The sequence below is a fragment of the Ruegeria sp. CDSC085 genome (assembly GCF_059610465.1).
This window is the reverse complement of sequence record NZ_JBXWNR010000005.1, coordinates 13,004-31,793: the sequence shown is the minus strand read 5'-3', so window position 1 is coordinate 31,793 and position 18,790 is coordinate 13,004. Positions and strand designations below refer to the sequence as shown.

The 18,790-nt window shown below is 57.7% G+C and carries 15 protein-coding genes; 14 read left to right on the top strand and 1 reads right to left on the bottom strand.

Annotated features, from left to right (window positions below):
- The first annotated feature begins 81 nt into the window (after window positions 1–81).
- Genes napF through AC2FJB_RS09530 form a run of 8 tightly spaced genes read left to right on the top strand, consistent with a single transcriptional unit; the run spans window position 82 to window position 6,579 of the window.
- On the top strand, window positions 82–597 hold the full coding sequence (napF, locus tag AC2FJB_RS09565) for a ferredoxin-type protein NapF (RefSeq protein WP_496718134.1): 516 nt from the start codon (window positions 82–84) through the stop codon (window positions 595–597).
- Complete coding sequence (locus AC2FJB_RS09560; protein WP_496718132.1) at window positions 594–887, top strand: chaperone NapD; 294 nt, start codon at window positions 594–596, stop codon at window positions 885–887. Before napF ends, AC2FJB_RS09560 begins: the two co-directional genes overlap by 4 nt.
- Window positions 884–3,376 carry a nitrate reductase catalytic subunit NapA gene (gene napA, locus AC2FJB_RS09555; RefSeq protein WP_496718131.1) on the top strand — a complete coding sequence of 831 codons (2,493 nt, stop codon included), beginning with the start codon at window positions 884–886 and terminating at the stop codon, window positions 3,374–3,376. Before AC2FJB_RS09560 ends, napA begins: the two co-directional genes overlap by 4 nt.
- Window positions 3,377–3,403: 27 nt before the next feature.
- The gene (napG, locus tag AC2FJB_RS09550) at window positions 3,404–4,222 is read left to right on the top strand and encodes a ferredoxin-type protein NapG (RefSeq protein WP_299898332.1); all 819 of its coding nucleotides are present in this window, start codon (window positions 3,404–3,406) and stop codon (window positions 4,220–4,222) included.
- Window positions 4,219–5,136: a quinol dehydrogenase ferredoxin subunit NapH gene (gene napH, locus AC2FJB_RS09545; RefSeq protein WP_496718130.1), complete on the top strand. Its 918-nt coding sequence runs from the start codon at window positions 4,219–4,221 to the stop codon at window positions 5,134–5,136. The genes napG and napH overlap by 4 nt, the downstream gene beginning before the upstream one ends.
- Before the next feature lie 12 nt (window positions 5,137–5,148).
- A complete protein-coding gene (locus tag AC2FJB_RS09540; protein WP_117873509.1) occupies window positions 5,149–5,586 on the top strand; it encodes a nitrate reductase cytochrome c-type subunit in 438 nt (145 codons plus the stop codon).
- A gap of 29 nt (window positions 5,587–5,615) precedes the next feature.
- On the top strand, window positions 5,616–6,308 hold the full coding sequence (locus tag AC2FJB_RS09535; protein ID WP_496718128.1) for a NapC/NirT family cytochrome c: 693 nt from the start codon (window positions 5,616–5,618) through the stop codon (window positions 6,306–6,308).
- A 13-nt stretch (window positions 6,309–6,321) separates the two neighbouring features.
- Window positions 6,322–6,579: a hypothetical protein gene (locus tag AC2FJB_RS09530; RefSeq protein WP_496718127.1), complete on the top strand. Its 258-nt coding sequence runs from the start codon at window positions 6,322–6,324 to the stop codon at window positions 6,577–6,579.
- Between the two features lie 70 nt (window positions 6,580–6,649).
- On the opposite strand, the gene AC2FJB_RS09525 is transcribed toward AC2FJB_RS09530, so the two are convergent.
- A complete protein-coding gene (locus tag AC2FJB_RS09525) occupies window positions 6,650–7,432 on the bottom strand; it encodes a DeoR/GlpR family DNA-binding transcription regulator (RefSeq protein WP_496718125.1) in 783 nt (260 codons plus the stop codon).
- A gap of 150 nt (window positions 7,433–7,582) precedes the next feature.
- Here AC2FJB_RS09525 and AC2FJB_RS09520 point away from each other — a divergent pair, with 150 nt between their 5' ends.
- The 6 genes from AC2FJB_RS09520 (at window position 7,583) to AC2FJB_RS09495 (ending at window position 18,788) form a co-directional block, all read left to right on the top strand.
- Window positions 7,583–10,006 (top strand): GcvT family protein, encoded by a 2,424-nt coding sequence (locus AC2FJB_RS09520; RefSeq protein WP_496718124.1) that lies wholly within the window; start codon window positions 7,583–7,585, stop codon window positions 10,004–10,006.
- 11 nt (window positions 10,007–10,017) lie between these two features.
- Window positions 10,018–10,950: a phosphotransferase gene (locus AC2FJB_RS09515; RefSeq protein WP_496718122.1), complete on the top strand. Its 933-nt coding sequence runs from the start codon at window positions 10,018–10,020 to the stop codon at window positions 10,948–10,950.
- A 743-nt stretch (window positions 10,951–11,693) separates the two neighbouring features.
- A complete protein-coding gene (locus AC2FJB_RS09510; RefSeq protein ID WP_496718119.1) occupies window positions 11,694–14,894 on the top strand; it encodes an adenylate/guanylate cyclase domain-containing protein in 3,201 nt (1,066 codons plus the stop codon).
- 54 nt (window positions 14,895–14,948) lie between these two features.
- Window positions 14,949–15,830, top strand: a complete 882-nt coding sequence (locus AC2FJB_RS09505) for an encapsulin (RefSeq protein WP_299898341.1) — start codon at window positions 14,949–14,951, stop codon at window positions 15,828–15,830.
- Between the two features lie 14 nt (window positions 15,831–15,844).
- Window positions 15,845–16,672 (top strand): DUF3237 domain-containing protein, encoded by an 828-nt coding sequence (locus AC2FJB_RS09500; RefSeq protein ID WP_496718117.1) that lies wholly within the window; start codon window positions 15,845–15,847, stop codon window positions 16,670–16,672.
- The gene (locus AC2FJB_RS09495) at window positions 16,665–18,788 is read left to right on the top strand and encodes a hydroxysqualene dehydroxylase (RefSeq protein WP_496718116.1); all 2,124 of its coding nucleotides are present in this window, start codon (window positions 16,665–16,667) and stop codon (window positions 18,786–18,788) included. Before AC2FJB_RS09500 ends, AC2FJB_RS09495 begins: the two co-directional genes overlap by 8 nt.
- The last annotated feature ends 2 nt before the right edge of the window (window positions 18,789–18,790 follow it).

Sequence of the window (18,790 nt, the reverse complement as noted above, 5' to 3'; positions counted from 1 at the left end):
ATATAAGTCAATTCGTACGCTGCTTCAGGCAGCTAGGAAGTAAAGACGCGAACCTATCTATCCAAATACGAGTCGCCAGCTATGAGCCAGATGACGAGCAGACGCGCTTTTCTAAGCGCGCGTGTCCTGCGGGAGGACCGCGATGCGATCCGTCCGCCGGGGGCAGTCGCAACTGGCTTCGGAGATTTGTGCACGCGTTGCGAAGATTGCGCCGGGGCTTGTCCCGAAGACATCATCACGTTCGACGACAGCGGCTTTCCCGTTCTGGACCTTTCCGCAGGCGGTTGCACCATGTGTGGTGATTGCGCTGATATTTGCCCGACCCCTGCGTTGCTGCCCGAGCGTGTTTCCGAGTGGCCATGGCGCGCGCAGATCGACGCCGCAAGCTGCCTGTCGATGAACGGGGTGAGTTGCCGCTTGTGTCAGGACAATTGCGAACAGGATGCCATCCGCTTTCGCCTGCAACTGGGCGGACGCGCTGAACCGGCGCTTGAAACTGAAACCTGCATCGGTTGCGGCAGTTGTTCCGCCGCCTGTCCCGCCGGGGCCATCGCGATGCATCGCCCCGCCCCTCAACACCCGGAGGTGACCCAATGAATATCTGTGGCTGTCTAATCCACATCGCCCCCGATTACACCGACGCCGCTCGCGCGGCGATAACCGGAACCCAAGGCGTCGAGCTTCATGCCGAAGCCGAGGATGGCCGGTTTGTTGTTGTTGTCGAGGATACGGCCGACCGGCTGGCCTCGGACACCATCATGGATCTGCACCAGATCCCCGGCGTGATCTCACTGTCACTGACTTATCACCATTTCGAAGATCCCGCGGAGACGGCTCCGCGTCCTGATGCTCCAAGCCAACCGTCCAGCAGGAGGCCCATGCAATGACCATCTCTGAATCCCGTCGTACATTCCTGAAAGCGACCGCAGCGGCAGCCACTGCCTCGGCTGCGGGCATTCCCATGGCCACAGGTCAGGCCAACGCCCAGGTCGGTGCGCCCGATATTCGCTGGGACAAGGCTGCCTGCCGGTTCTGCGGCACAGGCTGTTCCGTTCTGGTGGGCACCAAAGACGGTCGTGTGGTGGCCACGCAAGGTGACCCAGACGCACCAGTGAACCGGGGACTGAACTGTATCAAGGGCTATTTCCTGTCCAAGATCATGTATGGCAAAGACCGCCTGACCACGCCGCTTTTGCGCAAGACCAACGGCGCCTATGACAAGAATGGCGAGTTCGAGTCGGTCAGCTGGGATGAAGCTTTTGATGTGATGGCCGCCAAATGGAAAGAGGCCCTTGCCAAGAAAGGCCCGACCAGCGTGGGGATGTTCGGTTCGGGTCAGTGGACGGTCTGGGAAGGCTATGCCGCTGCCAAGATGATGAAGGCCGGGTTCCGGTCGAACAACATTGATCCAAATGCGCGTCACTGCATGGCTTCGGCTGTGGTTGGTTTCATGCGCACCTTCGGCATCGATGAACCGATGGGGTGCTATGACGACTTCGAGCACGCCGATACGTTTGTGCTGTGGGGCTCGAACATGGCCGAGATGCACCCGATCCTGTGGTCGCGCCTGACCGACACCCGCCTGACCAAGTCGGGTTGCGAAGTGCATGTGCTGTCGACTTTCGAGCACCGCTCGTTCGAGCTTGCCGACAATGGCATGGTGTTCAAACCGCAAACTGATCTGGCGATCCTGAACTATATCGCCAATTACATCATCCAGAATGGTGCAGTGAACGAAGAGTTCGTCAAGAACCATGTCAACATCACCAAAACAGCAACCGATATCGGCTATGGTCTGCGCGACAACAACCCATTGCAGCAAGAAGCCGAAAACCCGAACTCGGGCAAGATGGAACCAATAAGCTTCGAAGAATATGCCGAGGCCGTTTCGGAATACACGCTGGAATACACTTCGGAACTGTCCGGTGTCCCGGCTGAAAAACTGGAGCGTCTTGCCAAACAATATGCCGACCCGGACCGCAAGGTCATGAGTCTGTGGACCATGGGTTTCAACCAGCACACCCGTGGGTCCTGGGTGAACTCGCTGATGTACAACGTGCACCTGCTGGTGGGCAAGATTTCGGAACCCGGCAACTCGCCCTTCTCGCTGACCGGTCAGCCGTCGGCCTGCGGCACAGCGCGAGAGGTCGGTACTTTTGCTCACCGTCTGCCCGCCGACATGGTCGTCATGAATGACAAGCACCGCGAGATCTGCGAAACCTCCTGGAATGTGCCTGCGGGCACCATTCCGCCCAAGCCCGGCTTTCACGCCGTGCTGCAACACCGCAAGCTGAAGGATGGCGATCTGAACGCCTATTGGGTTCAGTGCACCAACAACATGCAGGCTGCGCCGAACATCAACGAGGAAGGCTATCCCGGCTATCGCAACCCGGAAAACTTCATCACTGTTTCAGACCCCTACCCGACGGTCACTGCGGTTTCCGCTGACCTGATCCTTCCAACCGCCATGTGGGTCGAGAAGGAGGGCGCCTATGGCAACGCCGAGCGCCGCACCCAGTTCTGGCGGCAACAGGTCAAGGCCCCGGGCGAGGCCAAATCGGACCTGTGGCAGCTGATGGAGTTCTCGAAGCGCTTCACCGTCGAAGAGGTCTGGGGCGAAGAATTGCTGGCCACCATGCCGGAACACCGTGGCAAAACCATGTATGACGTCCTGTTTGCCAATGGCAGCGTCGACAAGTTCCCGCTGTCGGAGACCGCCGAGGGCTTTGACAACGATGAATCCGAGCATTTCGGCTTTTACGTTCAGAAGGGTCTGTTCGAGGAATATGCCGACTTCGGACGCGGGCACGCGCACGATCTGGCACCGTTTGAAACCTATCACCAAGCCCGTGGTCTGCGCTGGCCGGTCGTCGACGGCAAGGAAACGCTTTACCGCTTCCGCGAAGGCTATGACCCATATGTATCGGCGGGCACCGGTGTGGAGTTCTATGGCCACAAAGACGGCAAGGCCAAGATCATTTTTGCGCCGTATGAACCTGCTCCGGAAGAGCCCGACGCGGAATTTGATCTGTGGTTGTGCACCGGTCGCGTGCTGGAGCATTGGCACTCGGGCTCGATGACACGCCGGGTTCCTGAGCTGCACCGCGCTTATCCATCCGCTGTCGTCTACATGCATCCGCAGGACGCCAAGGATCGCGGATTGCGCCGGGGCCAGGAGATTGTTCTGTCAACCCGTCGCGGCGAGGTCACCAGCCGGGTTGAAACCCGAGGTCGGAACAAGGTGCCACGCGGTCTGGTCTTCATGCCCTGGTTCGACGAAAGCCAGTTGACCAACAAGCTGACGCTGGACGCGACCTGCCCACTGTCGAAAGAGACCGATTTCAAGAAGTGCGCCTGTAAAGTCGAACGCGCGTAACCAGAAAGGATCGTACGGGTCGTTCCCATGTCTCTTGTCGATAAACCCCTTTCGCCGCAGCGGCGCCGGTTCCTTCAGGACTCGGCGCGGGCGGCGGGCGGCTGCGTGGTCGCAGGATCGCTGCTGGCCTATCTGGCCCGCGACGCCCGCGCCCTGCCTGCCGATGCCTTGCGCCCACCCGGCGCATTGCCGGAGAAGGAGTTCCTGTCGGCCTGTATCCGTTGCGGTTTATGCGTGCGGGAATGCCCATACGACACCCTGAAACTGGCCGAACTTGGCTCGGATGCGGTGGCAACGGGAACACCATTCTTCACCGCCCGGGATGTTCCCTGTGAAATGTGCGACGACATTCCGTGTGTCGCCGCATGTCCAACAGGGGCACTGGACCCCGGGCTGGACAATATCGACGACGCCGAGATGGGGGTTGCCGTACTGGTCGATCAGGAAAACTGCCTGAATTTCCTCGGTCTGCGTTGCGACGTCTGTTATCGCGTCTGCCCCGTCATTGACGAGGCGATCACTTTGGAGACGGCGCATAATACCCGGTCGGGCCATCATGCGTTATTCATTCCCACCGTCCATGCCGACCAATGTACAGGTTGCGGCATGTGCGAAAAAAGCTGTGTTCTGCCCGAGGCCGCCATCAAGGTTCTGCCTGCCCGGCTGGCGCGCGGCAGTTCGGCAGAGCATTACCGAAAGGGGTGGGAGGAAAAAGCCGCCAAAGGTGCACCAGTGGTCGAGGGGATCATCGATCTGCCCGACCGTTTGCCCGGACCGGGAACCGACAATCTTGCCGCGCCCGGCGGATTTGCGCCGGAATATGATCTGCCTGGGGTGGGACAATGAGTGCTCGCACACATATGCCCGTAGGTCAGGAGGCGGTTGAAGGCAAAGGGTGGATCGGGGCGCATCGTTTTTTGCTGATGCGTCGTGCAAGTCAGCTGTTCTTTCTGGTTCTGTTTCTGCTGGGCCCATGGTTCGGCATCTGGATCGTGGAGGGCACTTTGGCGGGGTCACTGACGCTTGGCGTGTTGCCGTTGACCGATCCGTTCATCTTGTTGCAAAGCTTCGTCGCAGGCCATTGGCCCGCGATGACTGCGCTGATCGGTGGGCTGATCGTTCTGGTGATCTATGCCCTGATCGGTGGGCGTGCCTATTGTTCCTGGGTCTGCCCCATAAACCCGGTGACGGACGCGGCCAACTGGGTGCACCGCAAACTGGACCTGCCGAAAGGCTGGCAACCCAAGCGCGGCACTCGGTTGTGGATTCTGGCAACCGTCCTGCTGGTCTCGGGCCTGAACGGCGTGATCGCGTGGGAGTTGGTCAACCCGATCACCATGCTGCATCGCGGGCTGGTATTCGGCATGGGCTTTGTCTGGGCCATGATCGCGGCCGTCTTCGTCTTTGACGTTTTCGTCTCACGCCATGGCTGGTGCGGCCATCTATGCCCCGTGGGCGCGTTCTACGGGCTGATCGGGTCGAAAAACCTGCTGAGGGTCAGTGCAGCCAATCGCACGGCCTGCGACGACTGTATGGATTGCTATGCGGTCTGTCCTGAAAATCAGGTGATCTCGCCCGCGCTGAAAGGCAAGCCGGGAAGCTCGCCCCTGATCCTGTCATCCGACTGCACAAACTGCGGACGCTGCATCGATGTCTGCGCAGTCGACGTCTTTAACTTTACTCACCGGTTCGACGACCATGTCGTTCAACCTTCCGATCCAGTTGCCGCGCCTGAGCCGCGCGCTGCCAGACCTATCTAGGGGAGTGCCAAGATGAAAAGAACAATCGTTACAGGCGGAATTGCCCTTCTACCCGTATTGTTGCTGAGCGGATGGGCCCTTGCGCAATCCGCACAGGTAGAATCCCTGCGCGGGGCCGAGATTGACGAACCGGTGCCACTGGATCAGATCCACCGCAACGTCGAAGGGCGGCAGCAGCGCAATTATCGCCAGCAGCCGCCGTTGATCCCGCATTCGGTCGAACAATACCAGATCGACATTCGCACCAACCAATGTCTGTCCTGTCATGACTGGACCAAGGCGGGCGAGCGCAACGCACCGACCCTGTCGATGACCCACTATCTAGATCGCGATGGCAACGAGCTGGATCAGATTGCCGGAACCCGGTACTTCTGCAATCAGTGCCACGTTCCACAGGCAGACGCACCGCCACTGGTCGACAACGTGTTCCAGCCCTCCGCCAGCAACTGATCCAACGCAAGACTGAAAGGAGCACCGACATGGCAGACTCCCCTGAAAAACGCGGCTTGCTTGGTCGCCTCTGGAACGCGATCTGGACACCGGCAGTGATGTTCAGCTCGGGCTTTCTGATCCTCGCCGGCTTTCTGGCCGGTATCCTGTTCTGGGGTGGATTTCACTGGACGCTGGAACTGACTAACACCGAAGAGTTCTGTGTGTCCTGCCACACGATGGAAACGAACCTAGGCGAGTACCGGGAGACGATCCACTACAACAACCACTCCGGTGTACGTGCGATCTGCTCGGATTGCCATGTTCCGGATGTGTGGAGCCACAAGATCAAAGCCAAGATCATGGCCGTGAAAGACGTCTATCATGAACTGGCGGGCACGATCAGCACACCCGAGAAATATGAGGAACACCGTCTGGCGATGGCGTCGGCCGTGTGGAAGAAGATGAAAGCGTCTGACAGCCGCGAGTGCCGCAACTGTCACAACTTTGACTACATGGACTTCACCATTCAGGAAACACGCGCCGCGTTGGAACACCAACGCGCCATAGACAGCGGTATGACCTGTATCGATTGCCACCAGGGCATCGCGCACAACCTGCCACCCAACTACCTGGAAACATACGAGAAGGTGACTGCTGCACTGGACGGTGAAGTTGTGCAGGAGCACGCGACTGCCGCGGGTGACGACATCCGCGATTTCCTGAACAACAGCTCAAATTGATGTGGGGGCAGAGATGTTAGAGTTACTTGGAACCATTGGCAGCAACATCCTTGGTTTGCCCGGCATACTCGGTCTGGCCTTCGGCATGATGACCCGCAAGTTGTGGCTGGGCGCGACATTGGGCGGTGCAGTTGGCGTACTTGAAACGCTGGTTTTTGCAGGCTTCCAGTTTGCGCATGTAGAGCCACTGGAACTGATCATCTCGATTGTGGTCGGAATCTGTGCAGGAAGCCTGGGCACTGCCATTCGCATCAAAGGCGCAACGGCCTGAAACACAGCCGGTTTCACCATTTCGGTGGAACCGGCTTGTCCCGTCGAGCCGGGGCAGAATTGTCACAAAATCAAGGACTGTCTGCTTGTGCTTTCACGCCTGCTATCACCAATTCCGCATCTCCGGGTAAGGAGCGGAAGGATGCGGGCAATTTGCGATCGGTGATAAGCACGTCCTTCTCGGTCAGCCCAGGCAGGCGTAATGCCGGGCTGGTCTGGGCCTCGTTGAATTTTGTAGAATCAACAGCCATGAAGGTCTGGTCAGCGATATCAGACATCGCACGGGCCATGTCAGCCTCGCATTGGTCATAGACCATGAAGCCTTTGCTTGGATGCACTAGCGATGCCGACAATATGGCCGTCCGGGCCGAGAATCCTGCAATGACGTCATATGCGGCGCGGTCAAAGGCGGCCCCGTCGTGGTTACGCAACTGTGTTCCCGCCATGAAGACCCTGTTGCCCTCTTCCATCGATAACGTGGCAGCGATGAAGGCCGAATTTGTCACCACCGTGAGGTTTTTCCGCGCGCGAAGTGCTTGAGCTATGAAGCCCGAGGTCGAACCCGTGTCGATGGCGATGGCCGAACCGTCCGGTATCCGCCCTGCAACGGCATCGGCTATCGCGACTTTGGCGGCGCGGTTCTTCGTCATGCGGGCCAGAAACGGTGGATCCAGCACATTTTGAGTGCTGACCAATGCACCATGCACCTTGGACAGGCTGCCTTTGGCGACCATCGGCTTCACGATTCGCCTTACGGTCTGGTCCGACACCTGGAGAATGCGCGCCAGTTCCATGACCGAAATTCGTCCATGCAGGTTTACCGTGCTGAGAATCTCTTGCTCGTATTTCGACATAAAGCGCCGCGTTATTTGTTGATTTCATCAGGTTACTTGTAAGTTTGACGCTGTTCAAGTGACTTATCTCAACAATATTCAAACTATTTTGTTGATTTATGTTGTTTTTGGATTTTTGATGAGAGCATATCAATTGAAGTGAGTTGGCGCATGACAACGCATTCGGTCAGACATCTCATCATTGGCGGGGGCATCATCGGATGCTCAATCGCGTATCATCTCGCACGGTCCGGTGAGACAGATGTTGTTCTTCTGGAAAGGGCGTCCCTGACCGAGGGGGCCACCTGGCATGCGGCAGGGCTTGTCGGGCAGTTGAGGTCATCACGCAACACGACGCGGATGCTGAAACGGTCCGTGGCGCTGTATGATCGTCTGGCCGAAGAAACCGGGATGGAGTTCGACTGGAAGAAGGTTGGAAGCCTGCGCCTGGCGGCAACCAAAGAGCGGCTTCTGGAAGCCAAGCGTCTAGCGACAATGGCCCGCAGCTTTGATCTGGAGATGGAGATAATCTCGGCGGCTGAGGCCAAAACGCTGTTTCCCTATATCGACGCGAAGGGATTGGAAGGCGCGGCCTTTATCGCCTCGGACGGTCATGTCGATCCCGCAGGCTTATGTCAGGCAATCGCGTCCGGTGCCCGGATGCACGGTGCCCAGATCCGCCAATCCGTGCAGGTTACCGATTTTGAATTCCACAACAATCGCATCGCCAAAGTGATGACATCAGAAGGGGACTATGAAGCGGAAACCGTCGTTCTGGCCGCCGGAATGTGGAGCCGCGAGCTGGCCGCGAAACTCGGGGTCGTTGTCCCGACCTGCGCCGTCGAGCATCAATACATCGTAACGGAACCCCTGCCCGACCCCGATCTTGTAAAACGCCTGCCAACCCTGCGGGATCCCGAGCGGCTGGTGTATTACAAGCCTGACGCGGGCGGACGACTAGTGATCGGCGGGTATGAGGACAACACACTGCCGTTCGGCGACAGGGGCATTCCGGGCGCGTTTGTCCGGCAGTTGTTGCCCGACAACCTGGAGCGGTTTGCGCCCCTTGCCGAACTGGCAGGTCGGGTTACGCCGGTCGTCAACACCGTTGGAATCCGGCAGGTCATCAACGGCCCCATCCCTTATTCCGCAGATGGCGATTTTGTCATGGGATGGGCGCCCGAGCTGGGAAACCTGATGCTGGCGACCGGATTTCTGTACGGCATCGCGGCAGGTGGTGGCGCGGGAGAGATGATCGCGGAGTGGATTGTTGAAGGCCGCCCGAGCCTTGATCTGTGGCCTCTGGACGTTCGCCGGTTCAGTCCGCATCACGCCACGCGCGCCTTCATGTATCCCCGCGCGGTCGAACATTACGCGCATCATTACAAGATGCGATATCCGGGACAGGAGGCGGAAACGGCCAGAAACCTGCGCCTGTCGCCACTGCATGAGCGGCTGAAGCAACATGGGGCGGTGTTCGGGTCAAAGAATGGATGGGAGCGGCCGCTCTGGTTCGCTCCTGTCGGTGTAGAGCCGGTGGATCAGTTGGATTTCCTGTCGCCGGGTTGGAAAGCCTATGCCGAGCAGGAACACAAGGCCGCGCGCGACGGTGTAGTTCTGATCGATCAAACCAGTTTCTCAAAGTTCGAACTGATCGGTCCTGGCGCGCTGGAAGCCCTTCAAAACCTCGCCGTTTCAAACATGGACAAGCCGGATGGCACGGTGATCTACACCCAATTGTGCAATGATCGCGGCGGCGTTGAAGCCGATATCACCGTCACCCGATTGGGGCGGGAACACTTTTATATCGTGACCGGGTCCGGATTCGGCGTGCATGACGCGGACTGGATCCGACGTCACCTGCCCCGCGACGGGTGCGCGCAGCTGATCGAAATGACATCGGCACGCGCCGTCATCAACATCTGCGGCCCCAAAGCGCGGGATGTGATGCAGACCGTTGCGGAAGAAGACGTCTCGAACCTTGCGTTTCCCTTTGCAACGGCCCGAGAGATCACTCTGGGAACGGCAAAGGTCCGCGCGATCCGTATAGGCTATGTGGGAGAGCTGGGATGGGAGCTGCATATTCCAACCGAGTTCGCCCTGCATGTCTACGACCTATTGTGGTATGCCGGTCAGAACCATGGCATCCGCGACATCGGCTACCGCACGATCGAGTCCTCGCGGCTGGAAAAAGGCTATCTTTACTGGAGCGCTGACATCACCCCAGACTATTCACCAATCGAAGCAGGCCTTGGCTCGCGGGTACATTTGAAGTCCAAAGAGGACTTCATCGGACGGTCGGCGTTGGAGACGCAGAAAGTGAACGGTCCTGACCGGCAGCTCTGTACATTCATCACTGAAGAACGGCTGCCGGTCACCGGAGGGGAAACCATACTGCAGTCCGGCAAGACAGTCTCGCTGGCATGCAGCGGTGGATATGGGTTTACCGTCGGCAAGACCATCCTCTACGGTTATCTGCCTGCGGGACTGGCTGGTGGGTCAGATTTCGAAGTGGAGGTGTTCGGGGAACGCCACGCTATCCGCCGCGTGGACGGGCCGCTTTATGATCCAGCAAACGGCCGGTTGAAAGCCTGAGGGAATGAGCGATGCAGAATGAACCAAAAAATGAGATTATTCAGGTCCTTCGCAACGTGGCGGGGTTCGAAACCCTTGTTGAGGCGGACATTCACACCCAGCGGCTGGGTGGGTTGACCAATCTGGTCTATCGCGTCGAAGGCGGGCCAAGGACGGTGGTTGTGCGTATCCCCGGTGAAGGCACCGAAGCCTATATCGACCGCGCGGTCGAAATCCACAACGCACGGGTGGCGGCAAAAGCCGGGGTCGGCCCCGAAGTTCTGTGGGCAGACGCGTCATCTGGCGTGATGATCAGTGATTGCGTGACCGACATCGTCACGATGACACCCGAGATTTTTGCGACGCGCCCGGGGTCTGCTGCCCGCGCGGGAAAGGCCCTGAAGCAGCTTCATGGCGCCCCTGAGCCGTTCAAGTTTCGGTTTGAGCTGTTTTCGATGATCAGCGAATACATGAAGGTGCTTGCGGACAAAAACGCCACCCTGCCAGAAGGTTACGCGGACGTCGTGGCTGAAGCGGCTCCGATCCGCGCGTTGCTGCGTGACAAACCCGGGACATTGGTCCCCAGTCATTGCGACCCGCTGTGCGAAAACTTTCTGGATGACGGCCAGCGCATGTGGATCGTCGATTATGAGTATTCAGGCATGAACGACGCCCTATGGGATCTGGGTGATCTGTCCGTCGAGGCCGGATTGAGCGACGAGCAGGAACTCGAGATGTTGACGGCCTATTTCGGAAACCCGCCCAGCGATGCGCAGATCGGGCGTATGGTGATCTACAAAGCCATGTGCGATCTGCTGTGGACGCTGTGGGGATTGATCCAGCACGCGGATGAAAACCCGGCCGAAGATTTCTGGGCCTATGCCACCAACCGGTTCGAACGGTGCAAGGCCCTGATGCTGGCTCCGTCCTTTGCGGCCCATGCGAGAGCCGTGGCGCAAGAATAGAAGGTTGCCCGCTGGCACATCAAACTTGGAAACCGGTTGTGACTTTGCCTGTCTCCTAACTTTGGATCGCATCCGCCGACGCTTTAATGCCGGCAAAGGTCGGTCTGAGTTCAATTCAGGGTGACGACGGGACGTGGATTTTTTCTTGCGAAGTGGATTGGTTCCGGGTTCGCAGCTTCCTTTTGCACGGCTTCGGAATACCTTCCTGCAAACCATTAAGCAGCCGCTTGGAAAGGCGCATGTCGGGTGGCTGTGTCCTTGACCTGAACGCGCTGGATGTGATGCGAACCTGATGCAGGGCGTTTTGATGAGCAGACACGAACGCAACGCCATTTGGGTTTAATGACATGCAATCGTGAGTGTCCGATTTTTCGTTGGAATGAGGCGGAAAACACTGCGAAACGAGGCGGTTCTGCCAGATATTTAATGTCGGCAACAGCGCTTGCGCAAATACGGCAACCTTGACGTCACGTCAGGCATATGACGACAATCTTGATAGTCCGGTCGTTCCGAACCCTTGCGGGTATAATCAATTGGAAGCTGGAACCCGATGATTTGGCAGGAAAAACACGTGACGGTGTGATAATTCTGACGTATTTCGGTCAATCAATATAACAAGTTAACTGTGCGGCCTACGCCAAACATGGATTCAGCACAAAATCCTCTCTACTTTTGGATTATACATATACATTATGTATTAAGGGGAAAATCAGGGGGATAGATATGGACGGAGTCGCAAGACAATGACGCGAGTCCTTGAGGCATCACCACGCATTTCAAAAGTCCTTTATCTGGCAGATCTGAACGACTATGCCACTCTGTTTCAGAGAGAGGGCGTGGATGACGACATTCTGGACGAGTTGACTGATCCGGAACTGCGTGATCTCGGGTTGACGGTTGGTGAAAGGAAGCGGTTTCGGAAGGCGCAGGCCAGGCTGAAATCACAGGAAGCTTCGACGCGGCCCGAAGTTCAGTCGAATGCCGAGCGCCGGCATCTCACTTTGGTTTTCTGCGATCTTGTGGGGTCGACACGGCTGGCTCAGCGATATGACCCGGAAGACCTGATGCAGATCATGAACCTGTATCTGGATACGGCGATCGGCACCTTGAAACAACACGGCTGCCACCTGGCCTATCGGCAAGGCGACGGCATCATGGTGTATTTCGGATACCCGAAGGCCATGGAAGATGACGCCGAGCGTGCTGTGCGGGCGGTATTGGAAACCATTGAAGCCGTTCAGAATCTTGAAAACGAGTTTGGAGAAAAGCTCGACCTGCGGGCGGGTATTGCAACCGGTATGGTTGTTGTGGGCGTCGTTTCCTCGAAAAGCCTGGGATCTCAGGACTTTCTGGTGGGTGAAACGGCGAATCTTGCGTCCCGTCTTCAGGGGTTGGCCGAACCGGGTGAAGTGATCATTTCTTCCGAGACCTGGCGGCTGACCCAAGGTGCCTTTGAATTCGAACCGCGTGGCAGCCATGAGCTGAAAGGCTTTGACAATCAGCGCAACGTGTACCGCGTGGTGTCGGAAATCATTTCCTCCAGCCGGTTCGACGCGCGGGTGGGTCAATCTGCGGTCGATCTTGTGGCCCGGCAGGACGATCTTTCGACTCTGACCCAACTTTGGAGCGAGGCACAGGAAGGCTCAGGCAGGCTGGCGCTTGTCGGGGGTGCGGCAGGTATCGGCAAATCAAGGCTGATCAAATCGCTGTCTGAAACGATCGGGGTCAAGCCCTTTACGTTGCAGTGCATCCCTCACCTGACCAGTCTTCCGCTGCATCCTATTGTAGGAGAGTTGAGGCGCGTTTCAGGTGATAAATCAAATGACAGCATCAGGTCTTCGATTTCCGACTTCGTGCAAACGGCCTCTCGTCTGAGTGAAGCCGATTTGCCCGTTCTTCTTGATCTGGCGGGTGTGGAGACCGGCGCCCCGACAGAGTCGGACCCGTTGAAGAAAGCGCGCAAGTCACTTGACGTGATGCTGCGCAGTCTGGGCAGCCTGTGCGACAGGCGCGGTACTTTGTTGTTGGTGGTTGAAGACGTTCACTGGGCCGATGCTACCACATTGGACGTCCTGGATGCGCTTGCGTCAGCTTTGAGCAACTTTCCGGTACTGGTGGTTCTGTCCCATCGACCTGAATACGAACCTCCGGAACATTTCGAGAGCCGAGCCGCACGCATTAATCTGTCTCCGCTTGGCAACACCGAAGCATCCGAACTGGTTCGACGCGTGGCTGAGCCATACAGTTTGCCTGTCATCCTGATCAGGCAGATTATCGAGAAGGCGGATGGCGTGCCGCTGTACATCGAAGAAATGACAAAGGCGGTTTTGGACCAGCTTCCCCAGGACGCCCCGATCAATGCCGAGGTTCTGGATGCGCTGAGCGTCCCGGCCACCCTTCAGGACTCGCTGATGTCGCGTCTTGACCGGATGGAAAATGCCAAGCCGGTCGCCCAGCTCGGATCGGTTATCGGACGCAGTTTCACCGCTCAGACGATACACGCGGTCGCGCATGCAGATATGGATGTAGAAAGCGCCCTCATGCAGCTTATGGCGGCTGGCGTCGTGCTGATTACCAGCGCTTCAGGGTCGGCCACATACACGTTCAACCACGCGCTGGTTCAGGATACGGCCTATAATTCGTTGCTGCGGGAAGACCGGCAGAAGGTGCATCTGAAAATTGCCCGGGCCTTGCTGGACGGTCACCAAGCATTCGGCAATCCGGCCCCCGATACCGTCGCGCATCATTGCGATCTTGGCGGATTGAAGGATGAAGCCGTTGCGAATTGGGTCACTGCAGGTGAACTGGCATTGTCCCGGCTGGCGAACCTGCCTGCGATTTCCGCTTTCCGGGCCGCCCTTCGCAACATCGGAACCATGGCGGCCAACGCAGATCGCGATGGATTCGAGCTTCGGGTTCAGATGAATATTCTGCCCGCCTATATGGCGATCTACGGGTGGTCGGCCGACCAGGTCGGAGAAACTGCTGCTCGGGCAATGGAACTGGCCCAGTCTTTGGGCGACGGTGAAACCCTGTTCGCCGCTACCTTCTGCCGCTGGACCAACTTCTTTGTTGGCGGTCAGATGAACCGAGCGATGGAAATGGGACAAGCACTGGATATGATGGCAGGCATGTCCGCTGACCCCGTCGCCAACGTTCTTGCGGCGCGGGCCCTGAGCTTTACTCATTACTTCCGTGGGGAATTTGCTGAATGCGAACAACAGCTTGAGCGCGCATTCGCCCTGATCACACCCGAGCTGGATATGGCCATGATGCCCATGACCCAGTCTTCCACGACCGCCTCTTTGCTGGCCATTCAGGGATGCCTGCTGTGGCAGCAGGGGAAATTCGAAAAGGCCGAAGCCGCGCGTCTGGAAGCCATCGAGGTCAGCAGGGCGCTGAATCATGCACCCAACCTTGTCTACGTCATGGGCGCCTGCAGCATGTTCCTGCCCTATGCGGGTGAATGGGACCGGCTTGATGTGACGATGAAGGAAGCCAGAAAAGTCGCGGATGAGGAAGGGTTTCTTTACCTTCACGCGATGCAGGACATCTACATGGGTCTCGCGCAAGCCGGGAAAGGCGATATCGCAGGTGTTCCGGAACGCATCGAGGCATGCATGAACCTGATCTCCAAATCTGGTGGAAACTTTACTTTTCCTCAGAATCAGATTGTTCTGTCTGAGTTAATGATAGATCACGGAGATATTGATCAGGCTTTGGACCGGCTCGAAACCGTTTGCATTCCCGGTTGGGAACGTGGGGAGATTCTGAACAAACCTGAATATCACCGTGTGCGAGCAAAGGCTTTTGCCGCAAAGGGGGATTTGGACGCTGCAATTGGCGAGGCGAAACAAGCGCTTTCGCTTGCCCAAGATTGCCGCGGTGTCGTTCAGGAGCAGCGGGCGCGCAATCAGCTGGACAGATTGAGCGAAACAAAATGAGAACAATATTGACTGCCCCGCCAAATTGGGCAGCAGCAGCGAGAGGGATTTGAAATGACCGATGCATTGGATTGGAATGAAGATCAGTGGAGCGCCGTGAACAAGGCCGTCCATGACGAGGCACTGCGCGCCCGGGTGGCAGCCAGTTTCCTACCCCTATACGGACCGCTGCCCGCAGACACGCAATCTGTTCCGCTGAACAAGCTCAGTCTGGTCGACAACTCATCTGGTGCATCCAAAGAACGTCTTGACGTGAACGATTATGACACCTTGCGCCTTACAACCGTATCGGTGAACGTGTACCTGAAAGGTGCACAGGTGGCTGATCCGGAACTGGCCGCAGCTCAGATCATGTTCCGCCGAGCGGCCGCTGTTGTGGCCCGGGTAGAGGACGACATCATTTTCAACGGTCAACCCGGTACCGGACAAGCCCCCAAACACGCTGGCGGCGCTGGCACCTCACTGCCGCAGATCTATACGATCAGCGGCGGTGGCAAATATCCGGGATTGCTTGAAGCAGGCGAAAGCAAAACCAATACCGCGACCAAAAAGGGCTATACCGGAACCGATGTTTTCGAGGCCGTCGTCGCGGGCATCAGCACGCTGGAAACGCATGGCTATCTGGGCCCCTATGCCTGTGTGATGGGCAATGGACTGTTTCGGGCAGCTACCACTCCGCTGCCGAACTCGATGGTACTGCCTCGTGACAGCATCCTCCCGTTCCTGGACGGGCCGTTGCTGCGTTCCAGCACCCTGCCCCCGAATAAGGCAGTGCTTGTGTCCCTGCTGGGTGCACCGGTTGAAATCGTCGTGCCCTCGGATATCGCCGTGAAGTATCTGCAAACCTCTGCCGAAGGAGAGCATATCTTCCGCGTGCAGCAGAAATTCCATCTCAGGATCAAGGAAGCTGAGGCCATCTGCACCATCACGTGCTAACCGGAGATCGGGTCGTGCGCGAGTTTACAGATCGGGGCGTCACGCTGCGTTGGTCCGAGGCGATCAACGCAGACGGTCTCAATAGGGTACTGGTGGAAGCAGGTCCCGCAGTGTCGTCGCATGACACGGTACGTCTGATCTGTTCGGAAAACGGAGGCCCCGAACGCGCCATTCGCGGGTGGCCCGTGTTACGAGACCCGCAAACCGGGTTTCAACAATTCACAGCCATTTTGCCGTCGGTGATACAGGAAAAATCCTTGTCCTGGCGTCCGGTGCTGACCTCGGGTGGTCGCGAGTACGACCCTGGACCCGAAGAAGCGCCTGAAGCAGCAGCCCCACCAACACCCGCGAAACCTTCGGCACAGTCACCCGTTCTGGAACATGTCGCCAAATTCGTCGTGCCGTTCACCAGCAATTTTTCCCCTTCGGGCGAAACACCGGACGGAATCTGGCTACACTTCGCGATCAAAGAGGGGGGTACCGTCGAAGGCCCGCATTTGAAAGGAACGATCGAACCGATTGGCGGAGATTGGATGCGCGTGCGTTCCGATGGTGTGGGACTGCTTCATGCAAAGGCGCTTATCAAACCGTCCACGGGGAATGCTCCGATCCTGTTCGAAGATACGGGAGTGTGTGACTTTGGCCCGGACGGTTATGCGGCCTTGGCCAAGGGCAATCTGCCCGCTTCGGCCCCGGTACGGCTTGCTCCGCGTTACCTGACCTCAAACCCGCATTACAGCTGGATGAATCGGTTGCAGGGTTTTGGCATTGGCGAAGCCAGCCTGTCAGACATTACCCTGCGCTTTGACGTTTATTCCGCGAAAGGAACTTCCGATGCCTGAAAAGGTTGTCATTCTTGGAGGCGGCGTGGCCGGAATGAGCGCCGCGCACGAACTGATTGAACGCGGGTTCGAGGTAGAAGTCCACGAACGCCAGTTGATCCCGGGTGGCAAGGCCCGCAGCATCCCAGTGATGAAGGGTGAAGGGGACCATGGTTCGAAAGCAAATCACATCAAGGCGCTTGAAAGATGGGCTGAGATGGATGGGGCCAGTTATCCGCCCGGCGTGAAACGCCCCTGGCTGCCCGGCGAACATGGATTTCGGTTCTTTCCGAACTTTTATCGGCATATCACGGACACGATGGCCCGTACGCCGTATTACGACAAGGGGACATGCTTTGACAATCTGGTCCCCACCACTCAGGTTCTGGTCAGCCAGTTCGATAAACCCGGCATCATTGTCCCGGAACGGTTTCCCCGCACTCTCAAGGATGTCTCGGATGCCTTCAAGACGATTGCCTTCGCGCTCTCGCCGAGGGACCAGATTGCGTATGAGGATGTCGAGCATTTTGTCGCCTGCATGTGGCGGATCGCGAGCTCCTGCAAGGAACGCCGGTTCGACGAATATGAACGGATCGGCTGGTGGGATTTCATCGGCGCGCAAGACCGTTCGGAAGCCTATCAAAAGTTCCTTGCCATCGGCCTGACCCGTTCATTGGTGGCCGCCAAGGCCACGACAGCCAGCACGAAGACAGTGGGGGACATTGCGATTCAGCTTCAGCTGGGCATTGCCACGCCCGAGCCACACTGCAACAGGCTGCTGAACGGGCCCACCAATCTCGTCTGGATTCAACCGTGGCTGGATTACCTGAAAAGCAAGGGGGTCGTTTACAAGTTTGACTCCAAAGTTACGGGCATCGAGTGCCGGAACGGGCGGATTATCGGCGCGACAGTCGAACAGGACGGAGAAGAAAAACAAGTCACCGGGGACTGGTTTATCAGCGCGATGCCGATTGAACGCATTGCTCCACTTGTGACCCCGGAAATGATGGCGCTCGACCCGGCCCTCGCCAAGTTGTCTCTGCTGGCCGAGGACGTACAGTGGATGAACGGCATTCAGTTCTATCTGACCAAGGAAGTTGAACTGACCCACGGCCACGTCATCTTCATTGACAGCCCATGGGCTTTGACCGCTGTGTCGCAAAAACAGTTCTGGCACCAGATTGATTTCGACAACTGGGCTGAAGGAAAGACCAAAGGCCTGCTGTCGATCGACATTTCCGAATGGGACAAACCCGGTCTGAACGGGAAGACAGCGCGTAATTGCAGCCGGGAAGAGATTGCAAGCGAGGTTTGGGAACAGGTCAAGCGCGGCATCAACGTGGATGGCCAAACCGTTTTGCGGGACGAGGATATGCATTACTGGTTCCTCGATCCCGATATCGTTCAAGACCCGAACGACCCCAAGCGTCAAAGCAATGTCGAACCCTTGCTGGTCAACCGTATCAACAGCTGGCGCTTGCGCCCGGATGCGGCCACGCTCATCCCGAATTTCTTCCTGGCATCGGACTATGTCCGCACTTTCACCGACCTTGCCACGATGGAAGGGGCGAACGAGGCCGCGCGCCGTGCCGTCAACGCCATCCTTCAGCGCAGTGGATCGGATGCACAACCCTGCCAGATCTGGGATCTGCACGAGCCCGATATCCTCAAACCGCTGCGTGCCTATGATTACGCCCGGTATCAGGCTGGCCTTCCGTGGGACAACCGGTTCGCGGTTGCGGTCGAAGCCGCGCTGAAAATGGGTCAGGACACGGCAGGAGTTGATCGTGGCGGTGATGGCCCCCTTGCCGCCATAGGAGAACCGGCAACGGAATATTCAAAACCCGGCGGCGTCACCGAGGACCCAGCCATTGCCGAAGCGCTTAGAATGATCTGCCCCCCGAAAGAGCTGTACGACCTCATCGCGAATTACGAACCCACCACGGATCTTCCAATCCCGGGGGATGAGCTTGCCGAAGATGTCGCGTATGATCTGGGTCGGGACAGCGGTCAATCAGATGCCTTGTCCAGGGCGATACCAATTTCGGATGCACCGCTCTCTGCTTTTGGCGCCGATCCGGAACGATCCGGCACGCCGGAAAACAAAAGTCGCGTGATCATCACCCAGAAGGGCTGAGC

Coding starts and splice junctions, on each gene's coding strand:
- AC2FJB_RS09520 (WP_496718124.1), top strand. CDS start 7,583: ATGACAACGCATTCGGTCAGACATCTCATCATTGGCGGGGGCATCATC.
- AC2FJB_RS09505 (WP_299898341.1), top strand. CDS start 14,949: ATGACCGATGCATTGGATTGGAATGAAGATCAGTGGAGCGCCGTGAAC.
- AC2FJB_RS09515 (WP_496718122.1), top strand. CDS start 10,018: ATGCAGAATGAACCAAAAAATGAGATTATTCAGGTCCTTCGCAACGTG.
- AC2FJB_RS09510 (WP_496718119.1), top strand. CDS start 11,694: ATGACGCGAGTCCTTGAGGCATCACCACGCATTTCAAAAGTCCTTTAT.
- AC2FJB_RS09525 (WP_496718125.1), bottom strand. CDS start 7,432: ATGTCGAAATACGAGCAAGAGATTCTCAGCACGGTAAACCTGCATGGA.
- AC2FJB_RS09495 (WP_496718116.1), top strand. CDS start 16,665: ATGCCTGAAAAGGTTGTCATTCTTGGAGGCGGCGTGGCCGGAATGAGC.
- napH (WP_496718130.1), top strand. CDS start 4,219: ATGAGTGCTCGCACACATATGCCCGTAGGTCAGGAGGCGGTTGAAGGC.
- AC2FJB_RS09560 (WP_496718132.1), top strand. CDS start 594: ATGAATATCTGTGGCTGTCTAATCCACATCGCCCCCGATTACACCGAC.
- AC2FJB_RS09530 (WP_496718127.1), top strand. CDS start 6,322: ATGTTAGAGTTACTTGGAACCATTGGCAGCAACATCCTTGGTTTGCCC.
- napA (WP_496718131.1), top strand. CDS start 884: ATGACCATCTCTGAATCCCGTCGTACATTCCTGAAAGCGACCGCAGCG.
- napG (WP_299898332.1), top strand. CDS start 3,404: ATGTCTCTTGTCGATAAACCCCTTTCGCCGCAGCGGCGCCGGTTCCTT.
- napF (WP_496718134.1), top strand. CDS start 82: ATGAGCCAGATGACGAGCAGACGCGCTTTTCTAAGCGCGCGTGTCCTG.
- AC2FJB_RS09535 (WP_496718128.1), top strand. CDS start 5,616: ATGGCAGACTCCCCTGAAAAACGCGGCTTGCTTGGTCGCCTCTGGAAC.
- AC2FJB_RS09540 (WP_117873509.1), top strand. CDS start 5,149: ATGAAAAGAACAATCGTTACAGGCGGAATTGCCCTTCTACCCGTATTG.